At 66.6% G+C, this 14,287-nt stretch carries 16 protein-coding genes; 10 read left to right on the top strand and 6 right to left on the bottom strand.

Going from position 1 to position 14,287, the window contains the following annotated elements; all coding sequences use genetic code 11:
• Positions 1-117: 117 nt before the first annotated feature.
• Positions 118-1,026 carry a LysR family transcriptional regulator gene (locus V9K84_RS09395; RefSeq protein WP_173925050.1) on the bottom strand — a complete coding sequence of 303 codons (909 nt, stop codon included), beginning with the start codon at positions 1,024-1,026 and terminating at the stop codon, positions 118-120.
• Between the two features lie 96 nt (positions 1,027-1,122).
• On the opposite strand from V9K84_RS09395, the gene V9K84_RS09390 reads away from it, so the two are divergent.
• Positions 1,123-2,016 carry a pirin family protein gene (locus tag V9K84_RS09390; protein WP_088515100.1) on the top strand — a complete coding sequence of 298 codons (894 nt, stop codon included), beginning with the start codon at positions 1,123-1,125 and terminating at the stop codon, positions 2,014-2,016.
• 73 nt (positions 2,017-2,089) lie between these two features.
• On the top strand, positions 2,090-2,719 hold the full coding sequence (gene ycaC / locus V9K84_RS09385) for an isochorismate family cysteine hydrolase YcaC (protein WP_043860055.1): 630 nt from the start codon (positions 2,090-2,092) through the stop codon (positions 2,717-2,719).
• Between the two features lie 6 nt (positions 2,720-2,725).
• On the opposite strand, the gene V9K84_RS09380 is transcribed toward ycaC, so the two are convergent.
• Positions 2,726-3,127: a low affinity iron permease family protein gene (locus V9K84_RS09380; RefSeq protein WP_043860056.1), complete on the bottom strand. Its 402-nt coding sequence runs from the start codon at positions 3,125-3,127 to the stop codon at positions 2,726-2,728.
• Positions 3,128-3,206: 79 nt separating this feature from the next.
• Between V9K84_RS09380 and V9K84_RS09375 the strand changes: the two genes are divergently transcribed.
• The gene (locus tag V9K84_RS09375) at positions 3,207-3,791 is read left to right on the top strand and encodes a hypothetical protein (protein WP_088515099.1); all 585 of its coding nucleotides are present in this window, start codon (positions 3,207-3,209) and stop codon (positions 3,789-3,791) included.
• Positions 3,792-3,793: 2 nt separating this feature from the next.
• Here V9K84_RS09375 and V9K84_RS09370 read toward each other — a convergent pair whose 3' ends face one another.
• Complete coding sequence (locus V9K84_RS09370) at positions 3,794-4,306, bottom strand: DUF2938 domain-containing protein (RefSeq protein ID WP_088515098.1); 513 nt, start codon at positions 4,304-4,306, stop codon at positions 3,794-3,796.
• 67 nt (positions 4,307-4,373) lie between these two features.
• Between V9K84_RS09370 and V9K84_RS09365 the strand changes: the two genes are divergently transcribed.
• Complete coding sequence (locus V9K84_RS09365; protein WP_088515097.1) at positions 4,374-5,027, top strand: metalloregulator ArsR/SmtB family transcription factor; 654 nt, start codon at positions 4,374-4,376, stop codon at positions 5,025-5,027.
• Between the two features lie 91 nt (positions 5,028-5,118).
• The gene (locus V9K84_RS09360; RefSeq protein ID WP_043860059.1) at positions 5,119-5,616 is read left to right on the top strand and encodes a PaaI family thioesterase; all 498 of its coding nucleotides are present in this window, start codon (positions 5,119-5,121) and stop codon (positions 5,614-5,616) included.
• 50 nt (positions 5,617-5,666) lie between these two features.
• On the opposite strand, the gene V9K84_RS09355 is transcribed toward V9K84_RS09360, so the two are convergent.
• Positions 5,667-6,980: a hypothetical protein gene (locus V9K84_RS09355; RefSeq protein WP_088515096.1), complete on the bottom strand. Its 1,314-nt coding sequence runs from the start codon at positions 6,978-6,980 to the stop codon at positions 5,667-5,669.
• A gap of 373 nt (positions 6,981-7,353) precedes the next feature.
• Between V9K84_RS09355 and V9K84_RS09350 the strand changes: the two genes are divergently transcribed.
• From V9K84_RS09350 to V9K84_RS09330, 5 genes are all read left to right on the top strand, one after another.
• Positions 7,354-8,856 carry an APC family permease gene (locus tag V9K84_RS09350; protein WP_088515095.1) on the top strand — a complete coding sequence of 501 codons (1,503 nt, stop codon included), beginning with the start codon at positions 7,354-7,356 and terminating at the stop codon, positions 8,854-8,856.
• The gene (locus V9K84_RS09345) at positions 8,816-9,406 is read left to right on the top strand and encodes a DUF3156 family protein (protein WP_088515094.1); all 591 of its coding nucleotides are present in this window, start codon (positions 8,816-8,818) and stop codon (positions 9,404-9,406) included. The genes V9K84_RS09350 and V9K84_RS09345 overlap by 41 nt, the downstream gene beginning before the upstream one ends.
• Before the next feature lie 117 nt (positions 9,407-9,523).
• Entirely contained in the window at positions 9,524-10,477 is a 954-nt protein-coding gene (feaR, locus tag V9K84_RS09340) for a transcriptional regulator FeaR (protein WP_088515093.1), read from the top strand.
• 119 nt (positions 10,478-10,596) lie between these two features.
• Complete coding sequence (locus tag V9K84_RS09335; RefSeq protein WP_088515092.1) at positions 10,597-11,811, top strand: multidrug effflux MFS transporter; 1,215 nt, start codon at positions 10,597-10,599, stop codon at positions 11,809-11,811.
• Between the two features lie 16 nt (positions 11,812-11,827).
• Entirely contained in the window at positions 11,828-12,409 is a 582-nt protein-coding gene (locus tag V9K84_RS09330; protein ID WP_088515091.1) for a TetR/AcrR family transcriptional regulator, read from the top strand.
• Between the two features lie 86 nt (positions 12,410-12,495).
• On the opposite strand, the gene V9K84_RS09325 is transcribed toward V9K84_RS09330, so the two are convergent.
• Together V9K84_RS09325 and V9K84_RS09320 are read right to left on the bottom strand one after the other, a co-directional pair.
• Positions 12,496-12,861: a cupin domain-containing protein gene (locus V9K84_RS09325; RefSeq protein ID WP_088515090.1), complete on the bottom strand. Its 366-nt coding sequence runs from the start codon at positions 12,859-12,861 to the stop codon at positions 12,496-12,498.
• Between the two features lie 36 nt (positions 12,862-12,897).
• Complete coding sequence (locus V9K84_RS09320; protein ID WP_088515089.1) at positions 12,898-14,196, bottom strand: FAD-binding oxidoreductase; 1,299 nt, start codon at positions 14,194-14,196, stop codon at positions 12,898-12,900.
• Between the last annotated feature and the right edge of the window lie 91 nt (positions 14,197-14,287).

The following is a 14,287-nucleotide window of genomic DNA, read 5'->3' as shown; positions in this document are numbered from 1 at the left end:
GGGGGCAGTATGCCTGATGATCGGTGGGTGCAGGTTCAGCGAATGCTGTGCATTCGATCGCCAGCAAGGCTGGCTCCTACAACGTCGGCAAGGTCGGCTTCTGCACCACCGGGCAACTCAATCGATCCCGCTCTGGGCAAACTCCTGGGCCAGAAAATCCAGCAGGTGCCGCACCGAAGGCAGCAGCCCGCGCCGTGAGGCAAACACCGCGTGCACCAGCCCGCATTGCGGCGCCCAGTGCGGGGTGGGCTGCACCAGCTCGCCACGGGCCAGCTCGTCGCGGATCACCACCAGTGGCAGGTGCACCACCCCCACGCCCGCCAGCGCCGCCTGGCGCAATACCACCAGGTCGTCGGTCACCAGCCGCGGCGTGTGCCGCAAGCTGGCCGTGGCGCCGTCCGGGCCATTGAGCTGCCATTGATAATCGCGCTGCGGGTTGCCCCAGTGCAGGCTCGGCAAGGCGGCCAGGTCGGCGGGCACGATGGGCCTGGGCAACGAAGCCAGCAAGCCGGGCGCGGCCACCAGCAACTGCGTGCTGTTGGCCAGCACCTTCATCACCAGGTCACTGCTCTCCAGCGGCGGCACCCGCACCCGCAGCGCAATGTCGATGCCTTCCTGGATCAGGTCCACATGGCGGTTGGTGCTCTCGATATGCAGCTGCACCAGCGGGCACTGCACCATGAAGCGCGACAGCATCGGCCCCACCCAGAAATCCAGCAGCGCCGTGGGGCAGCTCAGGCGCACGATGCCCTGGGGCTCGGCACGGTGGCGCTCGATCAGCTCGGCCGCACCCTCGGCCTCCACCAGCATGGCCACGCAATGGCGGTGATAGGCCTGCCCGATGTCGGTTACCGAAAAATGCCGGGTGGAACGCTGGATCAGGCGCACCCCGAGGCGCTCCTCGAGCCCGGCCACCCGCCGGCTGAGTTTGGACTTGGGCATGTCCAGGGCACGGCCGGCGGCGGCAAAGCCACCGTGCTCGACCACCTGGGCGAAGTAGTACAGGTCGTTGAGGTCTTCCACCACTGTTCTCCAAATGGAACGCTGAGGGCACTTTACGCTATCTACCGCCTTCAGCGTTGCGCCCTTATCGTTGGCTTCATGCACGAGAGGAGGTAGCTCATGAAAAAGATCCAAGGCGTCTACAGCAGCCCGCACCCGCATTGGGTGGGTGACGGCTTCCCGGTACGCAGCCTGTTCACCTACGACAACCTGGCCCAGCACATCAGCCCGTTCCTGCTGCTCGACTACGCCGGGCCCCATGCCTTCACCCCCACCAGCGCCCGTCGCGGCGTCGGCCAGCACCCGCACCGCGGTTTCGAAACGGTGACCATCGTCTACCAGGGCGAGCTGGAGCACCGCGACTCCACCGGTGCCGGCGGCCTGATCGGCCCGGGCGATGTGCAGTGGATGACGGCCGCGGGCGGCATCCTGCATGAAGAGTTCCATGCGCCGTCGTTCGCCCGCAGTGGCGGCACCCTGGAGATGGTGCAGTTGTGGGTCAACCTGCCGGCACGGCACAAGTCTGCCCCTGCCGGCTACCAGACCCTGCTGGCCGCCGACATCCCCAGCGTGGCGCTGCCCGGCGGTGCCGGCAGCCTGCGGGTGATTGCCGGTGACTACCACGGCCATCGCGGCCCGGCGCGCACCTTCACGCCGATGCAGGTGTGGGACATGCAGCTCAAGCCCGGCAAGCCCGTGCGGTTGCCTGCCCAGGCCGGTCACAGCAGCGCCCTGGTGGTGCTGCGCGGCCAGGTCACGGTCAATGGCGAGCGTTCGGTGGGCCCGGCACAACTGGTGCTGCTGGAGCGTGCCGGCGACGAAGTGCTGCTGCAGGCCGACAGCGAGGCGGCGGTGCTGTGGCTCAGCGGCGAGCCGCTGGATGAACCCATCGTCGGCTACGGCCCGTTCGTGATGAACAGCGATGCCGAGATCGAGGCGGCGTTCGCCGATTTTCGCGCCGGGCGCTTCGGCCAGATGACCAATGGCGGCGGCACTGTCACACGCGCCGACTAGGGTCTGTATGCAACTCACGTTTGTCCCAACTCCGGCGCCACGGCGCCGGACCACCCCTGCAAGGAGTATGACCATGAGTGTTCCCTACACCCGTCTGGACAAGAACAACGCCGCCGTGCTGCTGGTCGACCATCAGGCCGGGCTGCTCTCGCTGGTGCGTGACATCGAGCCGGACAAGTTCAAGAACAACGTGCTGGCGCTGGCCGACCTGGCCGAGTACTTCAAGTTGCCCACCATCCTCACCACCAGCTTCGAAAGCGGCCCCAACGGCCCGCTGGTGCCCGAGCTCAAGGCGCAGTTCCCTGACGCGCCGTACATCGCGCGCCCCGGCCAGATCAACGCCTGGGACAACGAAGACTTCGTCAAGGCGGTCAAGGCCACCGGCAAGAAGCAGCTGATCATCGCCGGTGTGGTTACCGAGGTGTGCGTGGCGTTCCCGGCGCTGTCGGCGATTGCCGAAGGCTTCGAGGTGTTCGTGATCACCGACGCCTCCGGCACCTTCAACCCGATCACCCGCGACGCGGCCTGGGACCGCATGTCGTCGGCCGGTGCGCAACTGATGACCTGGTTCGGCGCAGCCTGCGAACTGCACCGCGACTGGCGCAACGATGTCGAGGGGTTGGGCGCGCTGTTCTCCAACCACATCCCCGACTACCGCAACCTGATCACCAGCTACAACACCCTCACCGGCGCCAACCAGTAGCCCGCCTCACTGCGCGTCGCCGCGCCTGCCCCCGGTTTCATCGGCGGGCAGGTCGGTGGCGCGGTCTTCGCCGATCTCCCGGTACTCCTTGAGCAACTGCTTGAGCTGGCTGTTGTCCAGCTGGTCGAGGTTCATCAGCGCGTTGTGCGCCGCCTTGGTCGAGCGCAGCAGTTCGTCGAGCTTGATGTGCAGCACGTCGTTGTCGCGGTTCTGGGTGTTCTGGATGACGAACACCATCAGGAAGGTGACGATGGTGGTCGAGGTGTTGATGATCAGCTGCCAGGTGTCGTTGTAGTCGAACCACGGCCCGGTGACGGCCCAGACCACGATCAGTACCAGTGCGATGAGGAAGGTGCGCGAGCGACCGGCCTGTTTGGCCAGGCCCTGGGCGAAGCGTTCGAATTTCATGGCAGACTCTTGTGTGGGGATCTACTGGGTAGACCCTCCGGCGTTGCCGAAATTCTTTGTAACATCAGGGGAAGACGACATGGGGCAGGACCACGGGGCACCGACGCACCTGGTGCGGGTGATACCCACCGATTACGGCCAGTTCGTGCTGGAGCTGAACAATGGCGAGCACCGCTTGCTCAAGGGCCTGGTGCTGACCCGCGAGCTGGGCTGGAGCGAGCTTGCCAACCCACGCAAGGCGCGCCAGCGAACCTTCAGTGCCACCCAGCTCGGTTGGCCGGGTGGGCGTACGCTGGGGCTCGACTACCTGCTCGCGCAGGCACAGCCGATGAGCGAGCGCGAGCTGGGCTGGCAGTCGGTGGACTTCTCCCAGTGCAACCGCGCGCCCACCCCGGAGCACGACACCCACCACGTGTACTACGTGAGCCTCAAGCCCTTCGACCCGCAGCCATTCGGCCTGGGCGAGTCGATTCACGGCGGCCATGGCGAGCGGGGCGGCATGTTTTCCTTCGACCTGGCCGGGCTTGTGGCGTGGCCCAACTGGCGCGAACACTTCGAGCTGGCCGGCTGTGGCTGGGCCATTGCCCTGGTCGACGCCAACACCACGGATGCGCAGGCATTGCTGGACGTATTGATAGACGTCTGGTGCCAGCGTGAGGCCTGAGCTCAGCCCCGGGGCATCAGGCCCAGGCCATTGAGCAGCAGCGCCGCGACGAACAGGCTGACCCCGAACGCCGTGTGCGCCGCCAGGCTGCGCAGGCGTGCCACCTTGGGGTTGGGGGTGCGACGGGCCAGTACGCCTGCGCCCATGCCTGGCTGCAGAATGAAGAACGGCGCCACCAGCGTGCCGATACCGATCGCCAGCGCCGGCAGTAGGGTAGGGCTGTGGGCCCAGCCGATGCCGAAGATCGCCAGCAGCAGCCCGGCGTACAGCACCCCGATCGCATAGTGCGTCGCCCAGCCCAGCAGGGCTTCGCCCGGTACGGGCGGCGCCTTGGCGATGCTGTCATGAATGAACTGGCCATGGCGCAGGTGCGCCACCCAGCGCCCGACCATCGGCCAGCTGGGCGTGGGCACCTTCAGCAGCCGCTTCTGTGTTTCGGCCCACAGGTCGGCCAGCGCCGTGCCCAACAGCCCGATCAGGCTGGCACTGGCGATGAAGTGAAGCAGAGGGGACATGGCGTTGCTCCTGAATAAAACATTCAATGAATTGATTGAATGATTGGCGAATGATAGCTTCCTGTCAATGACCGACCTTCCTCAGCAACACTTCATCGATATCGCCGAGCTGGCCCGCACCCTGGGCCATGCGCATCGGCTGCACCTGCTCGAACACATCGCCCAGGGCGAGCGTGCGGTCGAGCGCCTGGCCGAACTGTGCGGGTTGTCCGTGGCCAACACCTCCCAGCACCTGCAGCACCTGCGTCGCGCCGGCGTGGTACAGACCCGCCGCGACGGCAAGCGCGTGCTGTACCGCCTGGGTGGTGGGCCGATCCTGGAGGTGCTGGCGGCACTGGGGCAGTTCGCCGAGCACAACCGCCTGGCGGTGCGCGAGCTGCTGGCCGACAGCATGAGTGCGCAGGAGCGCCTGGAGGCGATGTCGCGCGACGAACTGGTGCAGCGCCTGCACGAGCAGAGCGTGACCCTGCTGGATGTGCGCTCCCACGAGGAATACGCCCTGGGGCACTTGCCGGGGGCGATCAGCATGCCACTGGACGAGCTGCAGCAGCGCCTGGCCGAACTGCCGCAGGACCAGGAGATCGTTGCCTACTGCCGTGGCCCCTGGTGCGTGCTGTCGAGTACCGCCACCGCGGCCTTGCGCGAGCACGGCTTCAAGGTGCGCCGGCTCGACAGCGGCCTGCCGGACTGGCAGGCGGCAGGGCTGCCGGTGGAGGCCTGAGCCTCTGCGGCGGCCCCTGGCGCTTTCGCGCGCGGGCCTGGCAGCGTTACCATCGACGGTCTGACTTTCCATAAAAACAATCAGGAAGCCTATGAACGCCCAAGCCTTACCCCTGCAAGACCTCGCCGCGCCAGAGGGCGTGTGCTACGGCTGCGGTACCTCGCACCCCAGCGGCCTGCACCTGAAAAGCCACTGGGCCGAGGACGGCAGCCACGTGCTGTGCCGGCACGAACCCGATGCCACCTTCACCGGCTGGCCGGGGCTGGTGTACGGCGGGTTGCTGGCGATGCTGGTGGACTGCCATTCGAACTGGACCGCCATGGCCTGGCACTACCGCGCCGAAGGCCGCGAGCCGGGCAGCCTGCCGCGCATCGACTGCGTCACCGGCAAGCTTTCGCTGACCTACCTCAAGCCCACCCCGATGGGCGTGGAGCTGGTGCTCAAGGCGTGGGTCGAGGGTGAGGTGGGGCGCAAGAGCCGGGTCATCTGCGAAGTCTGGGCCGGCGACGTGCTCACCGTGACGGCCGACTCGGTGTTCGTGCGCGTCGACACCGAACGCCTCAAGCAACAGGCCCACGCGACCGTGTAACCCCGGGGGCGATGGCCTTGGACATGTCCCTGGCCGTCGCCCCAGCCAACTCAGAACGGCATCGCCAGCGTCACCTGGCTGTACAGGTTGGTGCCATTGCCGCCCACCTGATTGCCCCCCGTGTTCTCGTCCTTTTTCGGCTGGTACAGCCCCACCAGCGGGCTGACGATCAGGTGCGGGCTGACTGCCCATTCCACGTACAGGTCCAGCTCGCGGGCACCGAGGTTCAGCGCGTTGCGTGTGTGCAGGGTATCGAAGTCGAAATACAGCGCGCCCAGGGTCAGGTTCTCCAGTGGCTTGGCAACCAGGCCCAGGTGATGCACCCCGGTATTGCTGTTGAACGGCCCCGCGTAGTTGGCCGCCACCTCACCCTGGAACCAGGTGCCGTAGCCGGTGCTCAGCCCGGTGAACAAGGCATCCCAGCCTTCGGAATAGCGGGTGTAGCGGTAGGTCAGGCTGGGTGCCCAGGGCAGCTCGGCGAAGGTGTAACCGGCCTCGGCGTACCAGGCCTTTTCCGGGCCGGCCTGCTTGTCCTGCCAGGCGTATTCGAAGGCGAAGCTGGCGTTGTCGATACCGGCGTTGCCTTCGCCGCGCAGGCTGTAGGTGTCCATGCCGTCGCGTTGGCGCTGGAATTCGCTGGCCCATTGCTCGGTCACGCCCAGGCCGTGAACCCAGGTCAGCCCCAGGGTGCCGGCCGCGGTGGTGTAGTCCAGGGTGCCGGCGGCCAGTTCGGTCTCGGCCTGGGCGCGGTTGTCGGACTTGAGCCACAGCACGCTGGCGTGCACGCCACGCTCGCCGCCCAGGCGCAGCACGGCGGTGCGGTCGAACGCGTGGCGCGCCGCCAGGTAATAGGCGCCGCCACGGTCCAGCGCGCCGTCGGCGGGGCCCTTGCCGAGGTTGGGGCCGTCGTCGTTGATCAGAAAGCCGCGGCCCAGCTTGACCACCTTACGGCCGAACGAGGCATCCACGCCATCCTTGCCCAGCAACGGGAACAGCTCGCCGGAGCGCCAGCCGAGGTAGGCGTCCTCCAGCTTGGTGGTGCGCTCGGTGCCGTCGGTGTTGCCGGCTGCGTCGCCATCGCCCCAGGTGGCGGAACTGACCCAGCTGAGTGCGCCGTAGGCACTGCCGTTGCCGGCCAGGCGCTGGCCGCCGCTGATTCCATACTTGATGAAGCCCTCGCGCCAGGTCGAGCCGCCGGGCGTGGCGTCGTAGTTCTTGCGGCTGTTGAACAGGCCGTACACCGCCAGGATGTCGGCATTCAGGTGGGACTCGTCATCGGCGTAGAGCTCGATGGCCTGGGCTGATGGCTGGGCCAGCAGCGCAGCCAGGCTGAGGGCGGCAAGCAGGTGAGGGTGCAGGTTCATGGTGGTGGGGTCCCCGGGTTGGCGTGAGTGGTGGCCATTTAGGGCGGGGACGGTGGGGGCTGTCTTTGATCTGGCTGCCACATGGATTGATTGTGTGCGCCAGGCGGGTAGGTGCCGGGGTGCTTGCCAGAAGCAGGTTGTTTGGGGCTGTGAGGTCGGCTTCTGCCCGCAGGGTGTGGGAGTTGGCTTGGCCGACGATCGAGCGCGAAGCGGTCGTAAAACCTGAGTGCACGGTCCGCCAGGCAAACCGGCTACGGCCAGAAGTGCCCTGGCAGCCTGCAACAAAACCCCAGGCAGCCACGGGCAAGACGCCAGTCAACCGCCAGCGCACAGTGGCGCATAACCACAACAACGGCATTCGAGGTCGCTCATCATGTCGCTCAACCACACCCTCAGCGTGCACCTGAACCGTGGCACGGTCGGGTTCCCCACCGCGCTGGCCAGCACCATCGGCCTGATCATGGCCAGCCCGGTGATCCTCACCGCCACCACCGGTTTCGGCATCGGCGGCGGTGCGTTCGCCGTGGCCATGCTGATCGCCATGCTGATGATGCTCGCCCAGTCGACCACCTTCGCCGAAGCCGCCGCCATCCTGCCCACCACCGGCTCGGTGTACGACTATATCAACTGCGGCATGGGGCGCTTCTTCGCCATCACCGGCACGCTGTCGGCCTACCTGATCGTGCACGTGTTCGCCGGCACCGCCGAAACCATCCTGGCCGGGGTGATGGCGCTGGTGAACTTCGAACACCTCAACACCCTGGCCGAATCCGCCGGTGGCTCGTGGCTGCTGGGGGTGGGCTTCGTGGTGGTGTTCGGCATCCTCAATGCGTTCGGCATCAGTGTGTTCAGCAAGGCCGAGATCATCCTCACCTTCGGCATGTGGACCACGCTGATGGTGTTCGGCGTGCTCGGCCTGATCGCCGCCCCGGCGGTGCAACTGGACGGCTGGTTCGGCGCGTCGCTGGTGGGCACCGACCTGATCACCGTGCTGTCGCTGGTGGGCATGGCGATGTTCATGTTCGTCGGCTGCGAGTTCGTCACCCCGCTGGCACCCGACCTGCGCCAGTCGGCGCGCACCCTGCCCAGGGCCATGGCGCTGGGGCTGTTGGGCGTGGCCTCGTGCATGTTCATCTATGGCGCGGCGATGAAGCGCCAGGTCGACAACGTGCTGCTCGACGCCGCCAGCGGCACGCACCTGCTGGACACGCCCATGGCCATTCCGCATTTTGCCCAACAGGTGATGGGCGACATCGGCCCGTTGTGGCTGGGCATCGGCTTTCTGTTCGCCGGCGCCGCCACCATCAACACCCTGATGGCCGGGGTGCCGCGCATCCTCTATGGCATGGCGGTGGATGGCGCATTGCCCCGGGTGTTCACCTACCTGCACCCACGCTTCAAGACCCCCATCGTGTGCATTCTGGTGGCGATGCTGATCCCGTGCCTGCACGCCTGGTGGCTGGGCGGCAACACCGACACCATCCTGCACCTGGTACTGGCGGCGGTGTGTGCCTGGAGCACCGCCTACCTGCTGGTGACGCTGTCGGTGGTGATCCTGCGCATTCGCCGGCCCGACCTGCCACGGGCCTACCGCTCGCCGCTGTTCCCGCTGCCGCAATTGCTGTCGAGCGTCGGCATCGGCCTGGGCATGTGGTTCATCACCCCGCCGGGCATGAACCCGGCCCAGGTGTACGTGCCATTCGCCTGGATGCTCGGCGCCACGGCGGTGTACGCGCTGTTCTGGACCCTGGTGGTGCAGAAGGTCAACCCGTTCAAGCCGGCCTCGGTCGAAGAGGTGCTGGCGCGCGAATTTGCCCACCAACCGGGAGTCGAGCATGGCGCATACCCTGCCCACACTGTGGCAAAGGCTGTTTGACCGCGCGCCCTCGGGCTACCGCCCCGGGGTGACGCTGGCGCACCTGCAGCGCAACCTCGGCCTGGCCGGTTGCGAGGTGCTGGGGCCGGGCAGTGCACGCTACGCCCTGGCCGATGGCAGCCTGACGTTCGAGGTGCGCGAGCGCACCGAGTCGCAGTTGCTGATGCACCTGGTGCTGTGCGAGTTCCGCCTGCAGGTGCCCGGCCCGCAACAGGGCACGGCGCGGCTGGTGTTGCAGCATACCGGTGCACTGCGGCGCAGCGGCCTGCGCTGGCGCCGGCTGCGTGGCGAGCGGTCCTGGCAGGCGCGGCTGGAGCAGGCCCTGGCCCACGACCCGGCCCTGCAACAGGCGCTGATGCCGCTGGATTTCAAGCGCCTGCACCTGGACCTGGCAGGCGGCTGCTGGACCCTGACCCTGGAGCACATGGGCGGCAGCGAGGTGGTCAACCGCATGCCGGCGTTTCGTCGCTACATCAGCCTGAACCCCGCACAGCGTGACCTGCTGCTGGCCGCATTGAAAGGTCTGGCGCGGCTTGTCGAAGGCCTCTGAACCCGCAGACTGGCACCAAAACTGCTTCCACCCTGGCGACGACGAACGTGTTGCGTGCATATAGCTAACATGTTAACTATTTCCCAACAAAAACAAGATGCCATCGTGGAGGTACCCATGAGTACTCATCAGCTCGCCGGCACTGCGCTGGACCGCTGGAATGCCGACATGCAACACATTTGCGGGCATTTCGAGACCGAACTTGCGTTCAACCGCTCGCTGTTCATCGGCGAGATTTCCACCTGGTCACGCGGCGGCCTGGCCCTGGCCAACCTGCGCACCAACGCCGGGCTGATCCGCCGCGACGGCATCAAGCCCGACCGCGACAACGACCAGCACTGCTTTCTGGTCAGCCAGCGCACCGGTTTCTCCCAGGTCACCCAGAACGGCGTCAGTGTGCAGCTGGCACCGGGCGAGATGCTGCTGATGGACGCGGTCGGGGCCTGTGAAATCATGCCGTTCGGCCTGATCGAACACGCCTCGCTGTCGCTCTCGCGCGAGGCGGTGTGCCGGCAGCTGGGGGGCGATGCGCGTACCTTCGGCAAGATCTCCCAGACCAAGGCCTGCGGGCGCATGTTGCATGTGCTGATGGATCAGCTGTGCAAGGAAAGCGCTCCGGGGGAGGGCGAGCTGGCCGAGGGCCAGGCCCTGCACAGTGCATTTCTGTCGCTGCTCGGGTCGGCCCTGGAGGGCGGCGATGACCAGGTGCAGCCGGGCGCGGCGCTGCATGGCGCCAACCTGCGCAGCTATGTGCAGAAGGTGATCGACGAGTCCCTGGGCCAGCCCGGCCTGTCGCCGGTGAACCTGGCCAACCGCCTGAACATTTCGGTGCGTCACCTCTACCGCCTGTTCGAAGAGCAGGGCGACAGCGTGTGCCGCTACATCCAGCGCACGCGCCTGCAACGCAGCGCCGACGACCTGGCCAACCCGATCCTCAAGACCGAGTCGATCACCACCATCGCCTACAAATGGGGCTTCACCGATTCGGCGCACTTCAGCCGCTCGTTCAAGAAACAGTTCGAACGCTCGCCCAAGGACTACCGCTCCCATAGCCTGGCCGGCCCGACCTGATAAACCACTGGCTTGACCCTGCGGGGCACAGTGTATAGGCTCGCACGCTCTGGCTACCTACCGGTCGGTAGGTTAGGCATTCGGCAGCCAGACCTGTGACCTTTTTGTGGATTCGAGCTATGCACACCCCGCAGTCCCCCCATGTGAAATTTGCCGTGTCCCTGGCGCTGATCGGCGCCCTGGGGCCGTCGGCCATCGACATGTACCTGGCCAGCATGCCGAGCATCGCCGCCGAGTACGGCGCGACCTATGCCGGGGTGCAATTGACGCTGACGGTGTTTCTGCTGGCCATGGGCGCCGGCCAATTGCTGTTCGGCCCGCTGGTCGACACCCTGGGCCGGCGCCGGCCGCTGCTGGCCGGGCTGCTGGTGTTCGTGCTCAGTTCGCTGGCCGCGGCCCAGGCGCCCAGCCTCGAAACCCTGCTGGCGGCGCGCTTTGTCCAGGGCCTGGGCAGTGCGCTGACCCTGGTGGTGATCATGAGCATGGTCCGCGATGTGGCCGAAGGGGCGCGCGCCGCGCAGATCTTCGCCCTGCTGATGACCGTGGAGGGCCTGGCGCCGGTGCTCGCACCGGCGGTGGGCGGTTTTGTGGGGGCGCACCTTGGCTGGCGCGCGATCATGCTCACCCTGGCCGGGCTCGGCGTGCTGGTGCTGTTGAACTCGGCCTGGGTGCTCAAGGAAACCCTGGCCGCCGACAAGCGCCAGCCCTGGCAGCCGCGGGACATCCTGCGCACCTACCTGCGCATCGGCAGCGATGGCCAGTTCCTGCGCCCGGCGCTGGCGCTGGCGGCGGTGTTCTTCTTTCTGTTTGCCTACATCGGCGGTGCGGCGTTCGTCTACCAGACCCACTTCGGCCTGTCGGTGCAAGCCTTCGGCACGCTGTTCGGCGCCACCGGGGTGGCAATTCTGCTCGGCGCCATCGCGGCGGGTCGGCTGGTGGCGCGCAAGGGCCTGCTGCGCCTGGCCAAGGCCGGTGCGGGGTGCCTGCTGATCGGTTCCCTGGTGGTACTGGCAGGGGCCCTGAGCGCGGCGGGGCTGGCCGGCATCGTTGCCGGCATGGCGCTGGCGATGTTCGGCCTGGGCATTCTCGAGGCCACGCTGATGTCGCTGGTGATGTCTTCGCAAAGCCGCGCGCTGGGCTCCACGGCGGCGTTGCTGGGCGCCTTCCAGTTGATCATTTCGTCGTTCGCCACGCCGTTGTCGGGCATCATGGCGCCTTTGGGCGCGGCGCACTGGGCGTCGCTGCTGGTGATTTCGGGTGTTGTCGTGGCGCTGCTGGTGCGCGCCTGCACCCGGCACGCGCCGGTCGAGGCGAGCAGCCTGGCCGGGCATTGATACGGGAGAACCCTGCATGAGAACCCTCACGCCTTCGGCGCAGAAGGTCTGCGCGATCGCGGTCGAGCAGTTTGCCGAGCATGGCTACGATGCCGCCTCGCTCAACGACATCGCGGCGGCGGCCGGCATGCGCAAGCCGTCGCTGTATGCGCACTTCAGCAGCAAGGACGACCTGTTCGAGGCAGTGTTCGAGCGTGCGGTGGAGGCCGAGCGGCTGTATGTGGAGCAGTGCTTTGCGCAGTGCGACGACGCATTGCCGGGGGCCGGCTATGCCCACTGCCTGGGTGAGCGCTATCAGCAGTCGGCGCACCTGCGGTTTCTGCTGCGTACCGCGTTCTTTCCGCCGGCGGCGCTGCGGCCGATCATCTCGGCAGGCTTCGAGGGGTACCTGGCGCGGCTGGGCGAGGTGTTCGAGCAGGCGCTGGGCACGTGCCTGCCGCAGGTGCCGGTGGCGCGGCGGGGGGTGTATGTGGACGCGTACCTGGGGGTGGTGGACAGCCTGAATGTAGAGCTGATCTATGCCGGGCCGCAGGCGTACGCGCGGCGGTTGCGGGCGATGTGGGTGGTGTTCGGGGATGCTTTGAACGCAGCCGGATAAATCGTGGTGCCCTCATCGCGGGTCAAGCCCGCTCCCACAGGATCACAACAACCTGTGGGAGAGGGCTTGACCCGCGATGAGGCCCGTCAGGCCACCGCCAGGTAATGCTTCACGAAGCTCTCGCTCAGCACCTCCCACAGCACCGGCGTGCCCTTGGTCACGAACCAGCTGTCGCCCACCTTGTACAGCGTGCTCTGCCCGGTGCTTTCATCGGTCAGGCGCACTTCGCCCGTCATCACCGTGGCCTGCTCGTTGAACGGGTAGACCATGCGGAACCTGCCCTGGGTGGTACCGAAGTAGGCGCTGCTGAGCGCGTCGGTCGGCGCGCCGAAGGTCATCTTGCCGAAGGCACGCACCTCGCCTTCGAGAGTCTCCGAGCCCAGGTCGGCAACGGTGCCCCAGGCGTCGAGTTCGCCGAGCTGGATGTTGTGCTTGAGTGCAGTCAGGGTCATGGCAGTGTTCCTTGAACAGTGGAAAAAAAGGGGGTGTCAGCGCCGGCCATTCCAGTACCCCGACAGCTGGTGCCAGGATTTGCCGGCCGTGAGCAGCAGCGGGCGGATATGGTCCTTGCCGACAATCGTCGGGCGCGGGATCGAACTGACCAGGTCATAGCGGGCCGAGCCTTCGCTCATGCCTTCGGCCAGCACCTTGCAGATGATGTGGCTGGGCGTCACGCCGAACCCGGAGTAGCCCTGCACGTAGAACGCATTGCTGCGCCCGGGCAGGGTGCCGATCTGCGGGAACAGGTTGGGGCTGCAGGCCATCGGGCCACCCCAGGCCAGGTCGATCTTCACGTCCTTCAGGTACGGGAAGATCTTCAGCATCAAAGCCCGGTTCCAGGCCTTGAGGTCGCGGGGGATATGCTCCACCAGCGGCGTCGCGGCGCCGAACAGCAGACGGTTCTCGTTGGTCACGCGGTAGTAGTCGATCACCGGGCGAATGTCGCTGTAGGCGCCGCGAATCGGGCTGATGCGCCGGATCAGATCCTCGGGCAGCGGCTCGGTCATCATCTGGAAGGCGTAGGTGTTGATGGTGGAGCGGTGCAGTTCGGGTTCAAGCCTGTTCAGAAAGCTGTCGCAGGCCCACAGCAGCTTGCTGGCGCGTACCGAGCCGCGGCCGGTGCGCACGGTGATGCGCTCGCCGTACTGCACCTGCAGCGCCGGGCTGTTCTCGAAGATGCGCACGCCATGCCCGGCCACGGCCTTGGCCTCGCCCAGCAGCAGGTTGAGCGAGTGTACATGCCCGCCGCCCATGTGCAGCAGGGCGCTGCCGTAGGCGTTGGAGCCGATGATCTGGCTGACCTCGCTGCCGCCCAGAAAGCGGATCTCGTGCTGGGAATTCACCGACTTGAAGTCTTTCTCCCAGGCGCGCAGGGTTTTCTCCTGGCGGGCATTGAAGCCCATGTAGCCATAGCCGTGGCAGAAGTCGGCATCGATGGCGTACCGGGCGATGCGCTGCTTGATGATGTCGGCGCCCAGGTCGCTGATCTCGAAGATCTGGCGCAGGCCATCTTCGCCCACGGCTGATTTGATCTTTTCAAGGTCGTGGCCGATGCCGGCCATGATCTGCCCGCCGTTGCGCCCGGTGCCGCCAAAGCCCAGGTAGCGGGCCTCGAGCACGACGATGTTGGTGATGCCCTTTTCGGCCAGCTCCAGCGCCGTGTTGATGCCGGAAAACCCGCCGCCGATGATGACCACGTCCGCGTCTTCATCGTGTTCCAGGGTCGGGAAGCTCAGGTTGTATTTCTTGGTTGCCGTGTAGTAGGTCGGCGTTTCGATCGTGATCATGGCGCAGCCTGAAAAGTGGAGGAGCTTTCGAGGCCTATTAGGGGGCTTGGCGGGGTGGCGTGTCTTGATCCTGCGTGCCGCGTGCCTTGAC

The organism is Pseudomonas sp. AE27 (assembly GCF_037113495.1).
In the GTDB taxonomy this organism is placed as follows: Bacteria; Pseudomonadota; Gammaproteobacteria; order Pseudomonadales; family Pseudomonadaceae; genus Aquipseudomonas; species Aquipseudomonas palmensis.
The sequence above is the reverse complement of the archived record's forward strand: the minus strand, read 5'-3'. Positions and strand labels throughout refer to the sequence as shown.